Raw genomic sequence first — 15,394 nt, forward strand, 5'->3', positions numbered from 1 at the left:
TGGGTCGGGCGGCCTGCCATCCGTCCGCTCCCGGGGCGACCGGCCCGGGGATCCGCTCTCGTTCGTCGAAGGAGACCGTACCCATGTCTCGTCCTGCCCTGGTGCTCCTGGTGGTGGCCGCAGCTCTCGGCCTGTCGTCCTGCGCGGGCGGTGAGGCCGGACCGGAGGAGCCGTCGCCGGAGGCGACGGCCGAGGCGACCGAGGAGATGCAGCCGCCCGTCGACACCGTGGAACCGGGTGACACCTCGGCCGCCGAGCCGTTGAGCGTCGCCGCCGACGAGTACACCTTCGACGGCATCCCGACGTCCCTGCCCGCCGGGACGATCGAGGTCGAGTTCGAGAACGTCGGCACGGTCCAGCACGACCTGGTCGTGGAGGAGCTCGGTGACGAACAGGTGATTCCGGTGACGGCTCCGGGGGAGAGCGCGCAGGGGGCGGTGTCCCTGGAGCCGGGCGAGTACACGTTCTACTGCTCGATCGGCGACCACCGGGCGCGGGGTATGGAGGTCGTCGTCACCGTCGAGTGATCGGCGGGCGGCGGTGCCGGCGGCCACCGGGTCGGCGTGCCCCGGAACGGGGTGTGGGCGGGGGCATCTTCCGATTTGTTGCGTTTAGCGATTAATGTTTCTCTATGAGAAACTCCACGAAGGACTCGATGGTCGTCCAGTCGGTGGACCGCGCCATCGCCGTACTCGAACTCCTGCTGCGCCGGGGCGAGGCCGGCATCACCGAGATCGCCGCCGATCTGGGCGTGCACAAGTCCACCGCCTCCCGGCTCGTCTACACCCTCCAGGCCAGGAACCTCGTCGAGCAGGACGGCGAGCGGGGCCGATTCACCCTCGGCGTGGCCATGCTGCGCTTCGCGGGGGCCGTGGTCGGGCAGGTCGACGTGGCCCGGCTCGGTGCGCCGCTGTGCGAGTCGCTGGCCGAACAGCTCGGCGAGACCGTCAACATCGCGGTCCTGGACGGGCGCAGCGCGATGAACGTCTGCCAGGCCCGCGGCACCTCGGCCATCGCCGCGCAGAACTGGGCGGGCCAGCGCACGCCCCTGCACGCCACCTCCAGCGGCAAGGTCCTGCTGGCCGCGATGCCCGAGGGGCCGCGCGAGGACATCCTGGCCGGCGAACTGCACTCCTTCACCGCGAACACGGTCACCGACGCCGAGGAGCTGCGCGCCCTGGTCCAGAGCATCGTCGAGGACGAGTACGCCACCTGTTTCGAGGAGCTGGAGCCCGGCCTGCACGCCGTGGCCGTGCCCGTGCGCGGCGCGGACGGGGCCGTCCTCGCGGCGATCAGCGCCTCGGGCCCCTCCTTCCGACTCTCACGGCGGCGTGTGCGCCAGATCACCCGGGAACTGAGCGAGGCCGCGCGGGAGTTGTCGGCCCGGCTCGGCTACGTCGAACGATGAGGGGTGCCCAGGGGGTGTCCAGGTCAGCGGGCGGGGTCCGGTCTCCGGGCTCCGCCCGCTCGGTTCGGCGCGTGTGCGGCGGGTGGCGGGCGCGCCGAAGAAGTCGGCACGGGGCCCTTGACAGCCCCGGAGCGGGCGCCTCAGATTGACCCCAAGACGTTGCGTATTTCGCGAAGAGATGCACCATGCGCAACTAGTGTGCCTTCTCGACCCCCCGGGAGGAACGTCCATGGTCAGACAGCCCCGAGTGGTCATCATCGGCGCGGACCTCGTCGGCTGCGCGCTCGCCGACGAACTCGCCTCCCGCGGTTGGACCGACGTCACCGTGCTCGCGCAGGGTCCGCTCTTCGCGACCGGAGGGTCGGACCCGCACGCGCCCGGACCGGTGTTCCAGACCGTCGCCAGTCGGACCCTGACCCGCTTCGCCGCCTACACCGCCGACAAGTACGCCTCCCTCACCCTCGACGGCCAACGGTGCTTCCGCGCCCTCGGCGGGCTGGAGGTGGCCACCACGCCCCAGCGCTGGGCGGACCTCAAGCGCCGCCACGGCTGGGCCACCTCCTGGGGGATCGACAGCTCACTGGCCACACCCGACGAATGCGCCGCACTGCACCCCCTGGTCGACCCGGGTGCCGTGCTCGGCGGCTTCCACGTCCCCGGCGACGGCCTGGCCGTCCCCGTCCGTGCCACCGAGGCCCAGGCCCGCAGGGCGATGGGGCGGGGCGCCCGCTTCCTGGCCCACCACCGCGTCACCGGCATCGAGAGGTGGGCGGGCCGCGTCAGGGCCGTGACCACCGAACACGGATCCTTCCGGGCCGACGTCGTGGTCTCCTGCGCGGGCCTGGGGGGTGCGCCGCCGGGTGCCATGGTCGACCTGGACATCCCCCTGGTGCCGACCGTCCACCAGTACGTGTGGACGACCCCGCTCGACGCGCTCCGGGGCGCCGACGGCGCGGGGGCGGGCCTGCCCCTGCTGCGCGACCCCGAGGCCGGGTTCTGCGTCCAGGGGCACGCGGACCGCCTCGGTATCGACGGCTACCGGCACCGGTGCGCGCCCGGGCGAGCGGACGAGATCGGCGGGCCCGCCGAACCGGCCTTCACCCCCGAGGACTTCGCCCCGACCTGGGCGGCCGCCTCGGCGCTGCTGCCCTGCCTGTCCGGGGCCGGGGCCGACCGAGGCGTCAACGGCCTGATCCCGTTCACGCCCGACGGCAACCCGCTGCTGGGCGAGCACCCCGACCTGGGCGGGTTCTGGGTCGCCGAGGCGGTCGGGACCCCGCAGTCGGCCGGTGCGGCGCGCGCCGTCGCCGAGTGGCTGGTCGACGGCCGTCCCTCGCTGGACCTGCGCGAGTGCGAGATCACCCGGTTCGACCGGCTCCAGCGCTCGCCCGACTACGTGCGCCGGCGCGGCACCGCCGTGTTCTCCGCCGTCTGCGACATCGCCCACCCGCTGGAACCGTCCGGGCCGCCCCGGCCGCTGCGTTGCGGCCCCGTCCACGAACGCCAGGCCGAGCTGGGGGCCCACTTCTCGGAGGAGGGCGGGTGGGAGGTGCCGCGCTGGTACGGGTCCAACGCGGACCTGCCGCAGGTCGCGCGGATCCCCGGGCGCAACGCGTGGGCGGCCCGGCACTGGTCGCCGATCGTGGGCGCCGAGGCGCTGGCCACCCGTGAGGGCGTGGGCCTGTTCGACCTCAGCGGCCGCACCCGCGCCGAGGTCACCGGGCCCGACGCGCTGGACTTCCTGCAGACCATGACCACCAACCGGCTCGACGTCGCCACGGGGACGGTGGTACGCACACTCATGCTCGACGAGGACGGCGGGATGCGGGGCGACCTGACGGTGGCCAGGCTGGGGGAGGAGCGCTTCCACGTCGGTGTGAGCGGGAGGGGCGGCCTGATGTGGCTGCGGGGCCACCTGTCCCGGGCCGAGACCGTGCAGCTGCGCGAGACCACGCCCGGCAGCTGCTGCCTGGGGCTGTGGGGTCCGCGCGCCCCGGCCCTGTTACGGTCGCTGACCGGGTCGGACGGTCGCGGCCCAGGCCGGTCGGAGGTGTCCGCGGCCGACCTCTACGTCGGCGGCGTCCCGGTCACCGCCCTGCGCCGGTCGCCCGTGGGCGAGCCCGGCTGGGAACTGCACACCAGCGCCGACCTGGGGCGGCTGCTGTGGGACACGCTGGTCGAGGCCGGAGCCGGGCACGGCCTGGTGGCGGCCGGGCACGGTGCCCTGGACAGCCTGCGCCTGGAGCACGGCCACCGCGTGTGGGGTGTCGACATGACCAGCGAGCACGACCCCTACGAGGCTGGGCTGGGCGCGGCGGTGCGCGTCGACAAGGGCTACTTCCACGGCCGTGAGGCACTGCGCGGGCGCTCGCACGACACGGTCGACCGGCGTCTGGCCCGGCTGCTGAGTGACGACACCGAGCAGGTCGTGATGGGGGCGGAGCCCGTGCGCGCCGACGGCCGGGCGGTCGGCTACGTCACCAGTGCCGGGCGCGGCCACAGCGTGGGCCGCAACATCGCCTACGCGTGGCTGCCGGCCGCGGTGGCGGTCCCCGGTACCGCGGTGGAGATCGAGTACTTCGGGGAGCGCGTGGCGGCGACGGTGGCGGCCGAACCCCTCCGGGCCGCCGTCGGCCGGCGGGCCCGGCAGGAGCTCGGAGAGACCGTGTGACCCACCGCGGGGCGCACCCGCTCCCGGGGGAGAGCTCAGGTGAGGAAGCCGCGCAGCAGGGCCTCGCTGCCCTCCAGGTGTTCGCGTACGGCGAGTCGGGCGGCCTCGGGGTCGCCGGAGCGGATCGAGTCGACGATGGCGCGGTGCTGGGCGCTGCTGTGCTCGAGGTTCTTGACGAGCATGGGCATGGCGTCGAGCAGGTCGTTGACGCGCATGCGCACCTCGGTCAGGGACGAGGACAGCGAGGGCGAGCCGGTGAGTTCGGCGATGGTGAGGTGGAAGACGGTGTCGGTGCGGCGGTAGTCGTCGACGTCGGCGCCGTCGACCCGCGCCAGCCGTTCGGTGAGCAGGCGGTCCTGGTCGGGGGTCAGGCCGGTCTCGGCCAGCAGTACCGCCGCGCCGGTCTCCAGCACCCGGCGGAAGGCGAGCAGGTCGTCGAGGTCGACGTGCATGTCCTTGAGGACGCGCCGGGCCTCGGCCCGGCTGGGGCGGGGACGCACGTAGGTGACGAAGGTGCCGCCCAGCCGTCCGCGCCGGGACTCGACGTAGCCCTCCTCCTGCAGCGCGCGGATGGCCTCGCGCAGGGTGATGCGGCTGACGCCCAGGCGGCCGGCGAGCTCGCGTTCGGCGGGGAAGCGGTCGCCGTGGGCGACCACGCCCAGCTTGATCGCAGACAGGAGCCGCTCGACGGTCTCCTCGAAGGCGTTGCCCGCCCGGACGGGGCGGAACACGGCCTCGGCGGCCGGTCCGGCGTCGGCGTCGGGCTCGGCGTTGGTCCTGACCACCTGTGCCCTCCACGTTCGGTGACGCTCTTGCCTCCCTCAGGTTAGGGCCTGTCCGGTGGGGCGCCCTCCCGCCCCGCGTGTCGGGGCGGGTCGGCGCAGGGCCGGCGTCCCCTCCCCGGCCCGTGCCGGGGAGGGGGCGGGCCGGCTCCGGCTCACTTGAGCTCGGAGTCGGCCTCCTCGATGAGCGCGAACTCCTCCTCCGGGGCGTTGGCCACCAGCCGGTGGCGGGAGTAGAACCAGAAGTAGGCCAGGAACGCCAGCAGGATCGCCGCGGTGACGGCCGCCCCGACCATGTCCACGAAGAACGTGGCGGCCAGGGCGCACACCGCCAGGACGAGTGCGGCGCCCGTGGTGACCGCGCCGCCGGGGGTGCGGTAGGGGCGCTCCAGGTCCGGCTCGCGGCGGCGCAGCACGATGTGCGACAGCATCATGAGGACGTAGGAGACGGCGGCGCCGAACACGGCGATGTTGATCAGCCGGTCGCCGTCGGCCACCGTGACCGCCAGGACGAACCCGAGCGTTCCGGGCACGATGAGGGCCATGTAGGGGGTGCGGCGCTTGCCGGTCACCGAGAGCCAGCGCGGGAGGTAGCCGGCCCGGGAGAGGGCGAACAGCTGGCGGGAGTAGGCGTAGATGATGGAGAAGAACGAGGCCACCAGTCCGGCCAGGCCGACGTAGTTGACCAGGTCCGCCAGTACGGTGTCGCCGCCGTAGGCCTCCCGCAGCGCCTCGGGCAGCGGGTTGGTGGAGCCGGCCAGGGCCGCGGCCCCGGCGCCGCCGGGGGCCAGCACGAGCATGGCGGTGGCGGTCACCATCAGCACGCACATCGCCGCGATGATGCCGCGCGGCATGTCCTTGCGCGGCTCGCGCGCCTCCTCGGCCGCCAGCGGCACGCCCTCGACCGCGAGGAAGAACCAGATGCCGAAGACGAAGGCGCCCAGGATCCCGGCGAACCCGTAGGGCAGGAACGCGCTCGCGCCCAGCGCCGAGGTCGGCTCGATGTCGAACAGGTTGGCCGGGTCGAAGCGCGGGATCATCCCGATCGCGAACGCCACCAGCGCCACCAGGGCCACGCCGGTGATCACGAACATCACCCGCAGGGCCTCACCCACCCCCCACAGGTGGATACCGACGAACACGGCGTAGCAGACGAGGTACACCGGCCAGGCGTTGGTGAGCCCGAACAGCCCCAGTGCCTCGACGTAGCCGCCGATGAAGACCGCGATGGCCGCCGGGGCGATCGCGTACTCGATGAGGATCGCCGTGCCGGTCGCGAAGCCGCCCAGCGGGCCCAGGGCCCGGCGGGCGAAGCCGTAGCCCGCGCCGGCGGTGGGCAGGGTGGAGGCCAGTTCGGCCAGGCCCAGCACCATGCACAGGTACATGGCGCCCATGAGGACGGTGGCGATGAGCAGGCCGCCCCAGCCGCCCTCGGCCAGGCCGAAGTTCCAGCCCGCGAAGTCGCCGGAGATGACGTAGGCGACGCCCAGCCCGGCGAGCAGCACCCAGCCGGCGGCGCCGCGCCTGAGCTGGCGCCGTCGCAGGTAGTCGTCCCCGGCGGAGGCGTATTCGGCCCCCTGGATGTGGACCGGGCGGTCGTTGGTGTCGGACATGGGCGCTCCCTCGGTTCGGTTGCCCGTGTGCCTTGCAGGACCAACGATGGCGCCTATTGGTTCATCGCCAGTCCTTTTGGAATACCGGAGATGTTCTTCCGGTCGGGTCCACGCTGTCAAGGGGCGTAATGCGCTATTGACATGCGGGGACCCCGCTGGTTGCATGACCGGTGAATGGTCTGAGACCAAACCAAATGCGTCGGTGGCCGGTCCCGACGCGGACAAGGAGTCCCAGGTGAACGAGCACGGCGGTCCCCCACTGTCCCTGGACGAGCTGCGCCGCGAAGCGGCCGAGGGCACCCTCGACACCGTCCTGGTGGCCTTCACCGACATGCAGGGCCGGCTCCAGGGCAAACGCCTCTCCACCCGCTTCTTCCTGGAGGAGGTCCTCGCCCACGGCACCGAGGGCTGCAACTACCTGCTGGCCGTGGACGTGGACATGAACACCGTCGACGGATACGCGATGTCGTCCTGGGAGACCGGCTACGGCGACTTCGCGATGGTCCCCGACATGTCCACGCTGCGCCGCACTCCCTGGGCCGAGGGCGCCGCCATGGTCACGGCCGACCTCACCTGGCACGACGGCACTCCCGTGGCCGCCTCGCCCCGGCAGATCCTCAACCGCCAGCGCGAGAACCTCGCCGAACGCGGCTGGCACGCACTGGTCGGCACCGAACTGGAGTTCGTGGTCTACCGCGACAGCTACGAACAGGCCTGGAACCGCGGCTACCGCGACCTGACCCCCGCCAACCAGTACAACGTCGACTACTCGGTGCTGGGCGGCGCCCGCGTCGAACCCCTCCTGCGCCGCGTCCGCAACGAGATGACCGGAGCCGGGCTGTACGTGGAGGGCGCCAAGGGCGAGTGCAACCTGGGCCAGCACGAGATCACCTTCCGCTACGCCGAGGCCGTCACCACCTGCGACCAGCACAGCGTCTACAAGAACGGCGCCAAGGAGATCGCCGCGCAGGAGGGCATGGCCCTGACCTTCATGGCCAAGCCCAACGACCGCGAGGGCAACTCCTGCCACATCCACCTGTCCCTGCGCGACGACGACGGCGCCCCCGTCATGGCCGAGGGGCAGGGCATGTCCACGGTGGGCCGCCACTTCCTGGGCGGACAGCTCGCCGCGCTGCGCGAGTTCACGCTGCTGCTGGCCCCCAACATCAACTCCTACAAGCGCTACGTCCCGGGCAGCTTCGCCCCCACCGCCGTCGCCTGGGGCCACGACAACCGCACGTGCGCGCTGCGCCTGGTCGGCCACGGCCCCTCCCTGAGGGTGGAGAACCGCGTCCCCGGCGGCGACGTCAACCCCTACCTGGCCACCGCCGCCCTCATCGCCGCCGGACTGCACGGCGTGGACAAGGCCGTCGAGCCGCCCGCCCCTCTCACCGGCAACGCCTACGCCTCCGGGCTGGCGACCGTGCCCACGAGCCTGCGCGAGGCCCTGGAGCTGTGGGAGAACAGCGAGTTGGCGCGCACGGCCTTCGGCGAGGACGTCGTCGAGCACTACGCCCACAACGCCCGGGTGGAGCTGGCCGCCTTCGACGCCGCCGTCACCGACTGGGAGATGGTCCGCGGCTTCGAGCGGATGTGACCACCGGGCCGCGCCCGCGCGCGGCCCGACCGACGCGCGGCGCCCGCGGCGCAGCGACGAACACGAGGGGGATGCATTGGGGACCGAGCACGAGGTGATCGACCCGGCCACGGAGGAGGTCATCGCCACCGTCGGCCTGGCGTCGGCCGAGGAGACCGACGAGGCGGTCGCCCGCGCCGCCGCGGCCTTCCCGGCCTGGCGGGACACCGCGCCCGGCGAGCGCGCGCGGCTGCTGCGCGCCGTCGCCGCCGCCCTGGACGAGCACGGCGAGGAACTCGCCCGGCTGGAGGTGCGCAACGCCGGACACCCCCTCGGTCAGGCCCGATGGGAGGCCGGCAACGCCCGCGACGTCTTCCAGTACTACGCGGGCGCGCCCGAGCGCGCCGCCGGACGGCAGATCCCCGTCCCCGGCGGGTGGAGCGTCACCTTCGCCGAGCCGCTCGGCGTCGTCGGCGTCATCGTCCCGTGGAACTTCCCCATGCCCGTGCTGGCCTGGGGCGCCGCCCCTGCGCTGGCCGCCGGCAACACCGTGGTCGTCAAACCCGCCGAGCTCACGCCGCTGACCGCCCTGCGCATCGGTGAGCTGGCCCGCGAGGCCGGGCTGCCCGACGGCGTCCTGCAGGTGCTGCCGGGCGCCGGGACCGTGGCCGGGGAGCGCCTGGTGCGCCACCCCGACGTCGCCAAGATCGCCTTCACCGGCTCCACCCGCGTGGGGCGCTCCATCATGGCGGCCTCCGCCGACCGGCTCAAGCGCCTGACCCTGGAGCTGGGCGGCAAGAGCGCCAACATCGTCTTCGCCGACGCCGACCTGGAGCAGGCCGCCGCGGCCGCTCCCGGCGGGGTCTTCGACAACGCGGGCCAGGACTGCTGCGCCCGGTCACGGCTGCTGGTCCAGCGCTCGGTCCACGAGCGCTTCATGGAGCTGCTGCGCCCGGCCGTGGCGGCCGTGGCCGTCGGCGATCCGCGTGATCCGGCCACCGACATGGGTCCGCTGATCAGCGCCGCCCAGCGCGACCGCGTCGCGGGCTACGTGGACGGGGCGACGGTCGCCTTCCAGGGCAGCGCGCCGGAGGGCCCCGGGTTCTGGTTCCCGCCCACCGTCCTGGCCGCGAACGACCCGCACGAGCCGTCCTTCCGCGAGGAGATCTTCGGTCCCGTGGTCTCGGTGCTGCCCTTCGACACCGAGGAGGACGCCGTGCGCATCGCCAACGACTCCGACTTCGGCCTGGCCGGATCGGTGTGGACCCGCGACGTCGGCCGCGCCCTGCGGGTCTCCCGCGCGGTCCGGGCGGGCAACCTGTCGGTCAACTCGCACTCGGCGGTGCGCTACTGGACCCCCTTCGGGGGCATGAAGCAGTCGGGCATCGGCCGTGAGCTGGGACCCGACGCACTGGACGCCTTCACCGACACCAAGACCGTCTTCGTCTCCGACGACACCTGAGGGAGAGCACATGAACCGGTTCGACCAGCGCGTCGCCGTCATCACCGGAGCCGCGGGCGGCATCGGCCGCGCCACGGCCCGGCGGTTGGCCGCCGAGGGCGCGACCGTCGTCGCCGTGGACCTGGACGAGGAGGCGGGCAAGCGGGTGGCCGAGGAGGTGGGCGGCCGCTTCCTGCGGGCCGACGTCACCGACGAGGCCGAGGTCGAGGAGCTGTTCGCCACCGTCCGCCGCACCTGCGGCAGCGTCGACGTGGCCTTCAACAACGCCGGGATCTCTCCTCCCGAGGACGACTCGATCCTCACCACCGGGCTGGACGCTTGGCGCCGCGTCCAGGAGGTCAACCTGACGTCGGTGTACCTGTGCTGCAAGTACGCGCTGCCGCACATGCGCGAGCAGGGGCGGGGCTCGATCGTCAACACCGCCTCCTTCGTGGCCACGATGGGCGCGGCGACCTCCCAGATCTCCTACACCGCCAGCAAGGGCGGCGTCCTGGCCCTGAGCCGCGAACTGGGCGTCCAGTTCGCCCGGGAGGGCATCCGGGTCAACGCCCTCTCACCCGGACCGGTGAACACCCCGCTGCTGCGGGAGCTGTTCGCCAAGGATCCCGAGCGGGCGGCCCGCCGCCTGGTGCACGTGCCGCTGGGCCGCTTCGCCGAGGCCGAGGAGATCGCCGCCGCGGTGGCGTTCCTGGCCAGCGACGACGCCTCGTTCATCACCGGTTCCAACTTCCTGGTCGACGGGGGCATCTCCGGCGCCTACGTCACCCCCGAGTGAGGAGGACAGCCGCCGTGTCACCGATCATCGGCGTCTCCGCCTACTCCCAGCCCGCCCGCTGGGGCGTGTGGGAGATGCCCGCGGTGCTGTTGCCCGGCGCCTACACCGACGCCGTCGCCGCGTCCGGCGCGGTCCCGGTCCTGCTGCCCCCGCTGGAGGGGGTGGCCGACGCGGTGGCGCGTCTGGACGGGCTGCTGCTGGCGGGCGGCGGCGACCTCGGCCCCGGCCTGTACGGCGCCGAGGAGGAGGAGCACACCGCCGGAGTGCAGGCCGCCCGGGACGCGGCCGAGGGCGCCCTGCTGGCGGCCGCGCTGGAGCGGGGGATCCCCGTCCTGGGCGTGTGCCGGGGCATGCAGCTGCTCAACGTGGCCCGCGGCGGCACGCTCGTGCAGCACCTGCCCGACCGGGTGGGGCACGACGGGCACCGCCTCAGGACGGGGGTGTTCGACGGCCATCCCGTCACGGTCGCGCGGGGCACGCGCACCGCGGCGGTCCTGGGCCGCACGCGCCTGGACGCGCCCTCCTACCACCACCAGGCCGTGGACGTCCTCGGTGAGGGCGTGGTCGCCACGGCCTGGGCCGAGGACGGCACGGTCGAGGCGCTGGAGTACGCCGACAACGGCGACGTGATCGGCGTGCAGTGGCACCCGGAGATGGGCCGCGACCCGGCCCTGTTCGACTGGCTGGTCGAACGGGCGTCGGACCGGTGTGGCAGGCTGGCGGCCGACCCGTCCATCTGAGCCGGAGGCACAGTGCCAGCCAACTCCAGCGGTACCGGAAGCGACCACTACGACGTCCTCGTCATCGCGGGCACGGGTGTCGACACCGTCGTGCGGGTCGACACCCTGGCCCCGCCCGAGGGCGACTCGGTGTTCGTGCCGCCGGTCCTGGACTACGTGGGCCATACCGGCAACGGCGTGGCGCTGGGCTGCCACGCCCTGGGACTGGCGACCAAGTTCGTGGACTTCCTGGGCGACGACGTCCAGGGCCGCATGGTCCTGGAGGCCTACGCCGAGCGCGGGCTCGACTTCAGCCACGTCGTCTCGCCGCACGGCACGCCCCGGGGCGTGAACCTGGTCGACGCCCAGGGCCGCAGGTTCTCCTACTTCGACGGCCGCCACCCCGCAGACCTGCGGCTGCCCCGCGAGTTCTACCTGCCCTTCGTCGAGCGTGCCCGCCACGTGCACATGTCGATCATGGGCCACAACCGGGACGTCTACGACGACCTGGAGCGGCTGGGGGTGCCCAGCTCCACCGACCTGCACGACTGGGACGGCCGCGAGGAACACCACCTGCCCTACGCCCTGCGCTCGGACCTGGTCTTCCTCAGCGCCGCCGCGATCCACGGACGGGTGGGCGAGGTGATGCGCGGCGTACTGGAGCGGGGCCGGGCGGGGCTGGTCGTGGCCACCGACGGCGCCGAGGGCTGCCACGTGCTCGAACGCGGCTGGGCCGAGCCCGTCCACGTGCCCGCCGCCGACCCCGGGGCACCGGTCGTGGACACCAACGGTGCGGGCGACTCGTTCGTCGCGGCCTTCCTGCACGCCCGCCTGGAGGGCGCGCCGCCCCTGGAGTGCGCGCGGGCCGGAGCGGTGGCGGGCGCCTTCGCCTGCACGACCGCCGGGACGCACACGGACTTCCTGACCCTGTCAGGCCTGCGCCACCTCACCGGTGATGGCGACGCGTAGTGTGCCCTAGTGTTTCGGCTGGGGAGGCACTGTGGACAACGAATGGTTCGGGCGTCGGACCTACCGGTGGTCGGACTGGACGCTCGAGGGGCTGGCGGAACTCAAGCGGCGCAGCGGGACGACCGTCAGCCTGGTGATCCCGGCCAAGAACGAGGCGGCGACCGTCGGCGGCATCGTCGCCCGGGTGCGCGCGGCCCTGGTGGAGGACGTCCCCCTGGTCGACGAACTGGTCGTCATGGACTCCGACTCCACCGACGACACCGGCGCGCTGGCCGGCGCGGCCGGGGCGCGGGTGCACCGCGTCGTGGACGTGCGCCCCGACCTGGGCCACCACCGGGGCAAGGGCGAGGCCATGTGGAAGTCGCTCTTCGTCACCTCCGGCGACGTCGTGGCGTTCATGGACGCCGACCTGGTGGAGTGGGACACCCACTTCGTGTCGGGTCTGCTGGGCCCCTTGCTGTCCGAGCCGGGGGTGGGCCTGGTCAAGGCCTTCTACGACCGGGTCCTGGACCACGGCGGCGCCGGCACCAACGAGGGCGGCCGGGTCACCGAGCTGGTGGCCCGTCCCACCATCGCGCTGCGCTGGCCGGAGCTGGCGGGCGTGGTCCAGCCGCTGTCGGGGGAGTGGGCGGTGCGCCGCGAGCTCCTGCGGGACCTGCCGGTGCCCACGGGCTACGGGGTGGAGCTGGCCGTGCTGGTCGACACCTACCTCAGGCGGGGGACCGACGCGATCGCCCAGGTGGACATGGGGCGGCGCGCCCACCGGCACCAGAGCCTGCGCGGGCTGGGGATGATGGCCACCGAGCTGTTGGCCGTGGCCGACCGCCGGGCCGGAGTCGGTCAGGGGCGCGAGGCGGTCGAGGTGCGCCAGTTCGGCACGGGCGGACGGACGACGACACGTACGGTGAGTGTGGTCGAGCGGGGCCCCGCGGCGCGGGTGGCGCCCGCACCGGAGTGGCACCAGGGAGAGGTGGCCGATTCGTGCTGAGACTGCGGGGCCGGGAGTACGCCCCGGACGCGGCGCTGGTGATGGCGATCGTCAACCGGACCCCGGACTCCTTCTACGACCGGGGGGCGACCTGGGACGACGGGCCCGCGTTCGAGCGCGTGCGCCGCGTCGTGGCCCAGGGGGCGGACATCGTCGACATCGGCGGCATCAAGGCGGCCCCGGGCGAGGAGATCGGCGCGGACGAGGAGAAGCGCCGGATCGTCGACTTCGTGGCGGGGGTCCGGCAGGAGTTCCCCGACCTGGTCATCAGCGTGGACACCTGGCGTGCCTCGGTGGGCCGGGCGGTGTGCGAGGCGGGCGCCGACCTGCTCAACGACGCCTGGGGCGGGTACGACCCGGAGCTGGCCGAGGTGGCCGCGGAGTTCGGTGCCGGGCTGGTGTGCACGCACACCGGCGGGGTGACCCCGCGTACCCGGCCGCACCGGCTGCACTACGACGACGTGGTGCGCGAGGCGATCGACTCCACCGTGGCCCTGGCCGAACGCGCGGTGGCGCTGGGGGCGCCCGCGGAGTCGGTGCTGATCGACCCCGCCCACGACTTCGGCAAGAACACCTGGCACTCGTTGGAGCTGACGCGCAGGCTCGACGAGATGACGGCGACCGGGTGGCCGGTGCTGGTGTCGCTGTCCAACAAGGACTTCGTCGGCGAGACCCTCGACCTGCCCGTGGGCGAGCGGCTGACCGGCACACTGGCGGCGACCGCGGTGTGCGCCTGGCACGGGGCGCGGGTCTACCGGGTCCACGAGGTCGTGGAGACCCGCCAGGTCCTGGACATGGTCGCCACGATCAGGGGTGTACGGCCTCCCTCGCGGGCAGTGAGAGGCTTGGCGTAGGACGTGCGCGCGCGAGACGTCCTGGAGGAGGCTCGATGATCGTCGGAACCGCTGTCTGCCCGCATCCGCCGCTGCTGCTGCGTGAGCTCACCGGTGGGCAGGACGTCGCCGCGGACCTGCGCAAGGCCTGCGAGGCGGCGCTGGCGTCCCTGGTCGCGCTCGCCCCCGAGGTGGTCGTGGTCGTGGGAGGGGCCGACACCGGTGGCCGGCACGCGCCGGGGGCGGCGCCGGCCGGGGCCTTCGGTGCCACGGGGGCGCGGCCGGCGGAGGACGCGCTGCCGCTGAGCCTGGGCGTGGCGGGCCGGCTGCTCGACGCGGTCGGCGGTCCGGTCCCCGTCGAGATGTACGCGGTGGCCTTCGACGCCGACCCCGGGCAGGTGGCGGAGGCGGCGCGCGCGATCGCCCGCCGCCCGGAGCGTGTGGGGCTGCTGGTGATGGGCGACGGCAGCGCCCGCCGGGGCGTCAGGGCGCCCGGTCACCTGGACGAGCGCGCCTTCGCCTTCGACGAGCGCGTGTGCCGGGCCCTGGCCGAGGCCGACCCGTCGGCGCTGCTGGGTCTGGAGCCCGGCCTGGCCGCGGAACTGCTGGTGGCCGGACGCGCCGCCCTGCAGGTGATGGCGTCCGCGGTGGTGGAGGACGGCGCGTCCTACCGGTCCGAGGTGCTCTACGCCGACGACCCGTTCGGGGTCATGTACACGGTGGCGGTGTGGTCGTGCGCCTGCTGATGAACGAGGTCGCGCCCGGAGCGGCCGAGCCCGGCGACCCCGTCGACGACGCCGTCCTGGAGGCCCTCTACGCCTACCCCGACACGAGCGCGCGGCCGTGGGTGCGGGCGAACATGGTCTCCACGCTGGACGGTGCCGCCGCGGGCAACGACGGCCGGACCGGGACCATCAACACCGAGGCCGACCTGGTCGTGTTCACGCTGCTGCGGGATCTGGCCGACGTGGTCCTGGTGGGCGCCGGGACGGCGCGTGCCGAGGGCTACCGCCGCCCCACGCCGCGCACCGGTGCGCGGCGCCGGAGCGCCGAGGCGCAGGGGCGTGCCCCGCACCCGGCGCTGGCGGTGGTCACCCGCACCGCGCACGTGCCGCCGCTGCTGGCGGCCGAGGATCCCGACCGGGGACAGGTGTGGCTGGTGACCTGCCAGGAGGCGGGCGAACCGGCGCTGGAGCGGGCGCGTTCGGTACTGGGCCCCGAACGGGTGCTGGTGCTGGGCGAGACGGAGGTCGACCTGGTCGCTGCGGTGGACGCGCTGCACGCGCGGGGGCTGTCCCGGATCCTGTGCGAGGGCGGTCCGCGGCTCCTGCGGGACGTGGCCGCCGAGGGCGTGCTCGACGAGCTGTGCCTGACCGTCGTGCCCGTGCTGGCCGCGGGGGCGGAGCAGCGGATCACCGCCGGCGCGGCCGTGGACCAGGAACTGGTGCCGCGCCTTCTGCTGGAGGGCGGGGGAACGCTGCTGCACCGGTGGATCCGCCCCTGATCCGGGCCCGCTGCGTTCCACCCGTGGTGGGCTCCGACCGCCGCCGAACCGTCGGGAGCCGCGTGTGGAGACCGGAGACGGGCCCCGGCCGCCG

General features: G+C 73.8%; 14 protein-coding genes. 12 read left to right on the forward strand and 2 right to left on the reverse strand.

The genetic code is table 11. From position 1 onward, the window contains the following. Window positions 1–83: 83 nt before the first annotated feature. The 3 genes from M1P99_RS21345 to M1P99_RS21355 all read left to right on the forward strand — a co-directional run bounded on the left by M1P99_RS21345 (window position 84) and on the right by M1P99_RS21355 (window position 4,079). Complete coding sequence (locus tag M1P99_RS21345) at window positions 84–527, forward strand: cupredoxin domain-containing protein (RefSeq protein WP_304454358.1); 444 nt, start codon at window positions 84–86, stop codon at window positions 525–527. 104 nt (window positions 528–631) lie between these two features. Beyond that, window positions 632–1,408 (forward strand): IclR family transcriptional regulator, encoded by a 777-nt coding sequence (locus M1P99_RS21350; RefSeq protein WP_304454359.1) that lies wholly within the window; start codon window positions 632–634, stop codon window positions 1,406–1,408. 229 nt (window positions 1,409–1,637) lie between these two features. Continuing rightward, complete coding sequence (locus M1P99_RS21355) at window positions 1,638–4,079, forward strand: FAD-dependent oxidoreductase (protein WP_304454360.1); 2,442 nt, start codon at window positions 1,638–1,640, stop codon at window positions 4,077–4,079. Window positions 4,080–4,114: 35 nt separating this feature from the next. Here the strand turns inward: M1P99_RS21355 and M1P99_RS21360 are convergent, their stop codons facing one another. Both M1P99_RS21360 and eat read right to left on the reverse strand, forming a co-directional pair. Then, window positions 4,115–4,864, reverse strand: coding sequence for a FadR/GntR family transcriptional regulator (locus M1P99_RS21360; protein ID WP_304454361.1), 750 nt, complete (start codon window positions 4,862–4,864; stop codon window positions 4,115–4,117). Between the two features lie 152 nt (window positions 4,865–5,016). Beyond that, window positions 5,017–6,474, reverse strand: a complete 1,458-nt coding sequence (eat, locus tag M1P99_RS21365; RefSeq protein WP_304454362.1) for an ethanolamine permease — start codon at window positions 6,472–6,474, stop codon at window positions 5,017–5,019. Window positions 6,475–6,709: 235 nt separating this feature from the next. Here eat and M1P99_RS21370 point away from each other — a divergent pair, with 235 nt between their 5' ends. From M1P99_RS21370 to M1P99_RS21410, 9 genes are all read left to right on the forward strand, one after another. Beyond that, window positions 6,710–8,071 carry a glutamine synthetase family protein gene (locus M1P99_RS21370; protein WP_304455786.1) on the forward strand — a complete coding sequence of 454 codons (1,362 nt, stop codon included), beginning with the start codon at window positions 6,710–6,712 and terminating at the stop codon, window positions 8,069–8,071. Window positions 8,072–8,147: 76 nt separating this feature from the next. Next, a complete protein-coding gene (locus tag M1P99_RS21375) occupies window positions 8,148–9,512 on the forward strand; it encodes an aldehyde dehydrogenase (protein ID WP_304454363.1) in 1,365 nt (454 codons plus the stop codon). Window positions 9,513–9,522: 10 nt separating this feature from the next. Beyond that, entirely contained in the window at window positions 9,523–10,287 is a 765-nt protein-coding gene (locus M1P99_RS21380; protein WP_304454364.1) for a 3-oxoacyl-ACP reductase, read from the forward strand. Between the two features lie 14 nt (window positions 10,288–10,301). After that, window positions 10,302–11,027 (forward strand): gamma-glutamyl-gamma-aminobutyrate hydrolase family protein, encoded by a 726-nt coding sequence (locus M1P99_RS21385; protein WP_304454365.1) that lies wholly within the window; start codon window positions 10,302–10,304, stop codon window positions 11,025–11,027. A 12-nt stretch (window positions 11,028–11,039) separates the two neighbouring features. Continuing rightward, entirely contained in the window at window positions 11,040–11,975 is a 936-nt protein-coding gene (locus M1P99_RS21390) for a carbohydrate kinase family protein (protein WP_304454366.1), read from the forward strand. A gap of 31 nt (window positions 11,976–12,006) precedes the next feature. Beyond that, window positions 12,007–12,963 (forward strand): glucosyl-3-phosphoglycerate synthase, encoded by a 957-nt coding sequence (locus tag M1P99_RS21395; RefSeq protein WP_304454367.1) that lies wholly within the window; start codon window positions 12,007–12,009, stop codon window positions 12,961–12,963. Further along, window positions 12,957–13,817, forward strand: a complete 861-nt coding sequence (gene folP / locus M1P99_RS21400; RefSeq protein ID WP_304454368.1) for a dihydropteroate synthase — start codon at window positions 12,957–12,959, stop codon at window positions 13,815–13,817. The genes M1P99_RS21395 and folP overlap by 7 nt, the downstream gene beginning before the upstream one ends. Before the next feature lie 35 nt (window positions 13,818–13,852). Beyond that, complete coding sequence (locus M1P99_RS21405; protein WP_304454369.1) at window positions 13,853–14,542, forward strand: hypothetical protein; 690 nt, start codon at window positions 13,853–13,855, stop codon at window positions 14,540–14,542. Continuing rightward, window positions 14,524–15,300 carry a pyrimidine reductase family protein gene (locus tag M1P99_RS21410; protein ID WP_304454370.1) on the forward strand — a complete coding sequence of 259 codons (777 nt, stop codon included), beginning with the start codon at window positions 14,524–14,526 and terminating at the stop codon, window positions 15,298–15,300. The genes M1P99_RS21405 and M1P99_RS21410 overlap by 19 nt, the downstream gene beginning before the upstream one ends. Window positions 15,301–15,394 lie beyond the last annotated feature (94 nt).

Source organism: Nocardiopsis sp. YSL2, assembly GCF_030555055.1.
Taxonomy (GTDB): domain Bacteria; phylum Actinomycetota; class Actinomycetes; order Streptosporangiales; family Streptosporangiaceae; genus Nocardiopsis.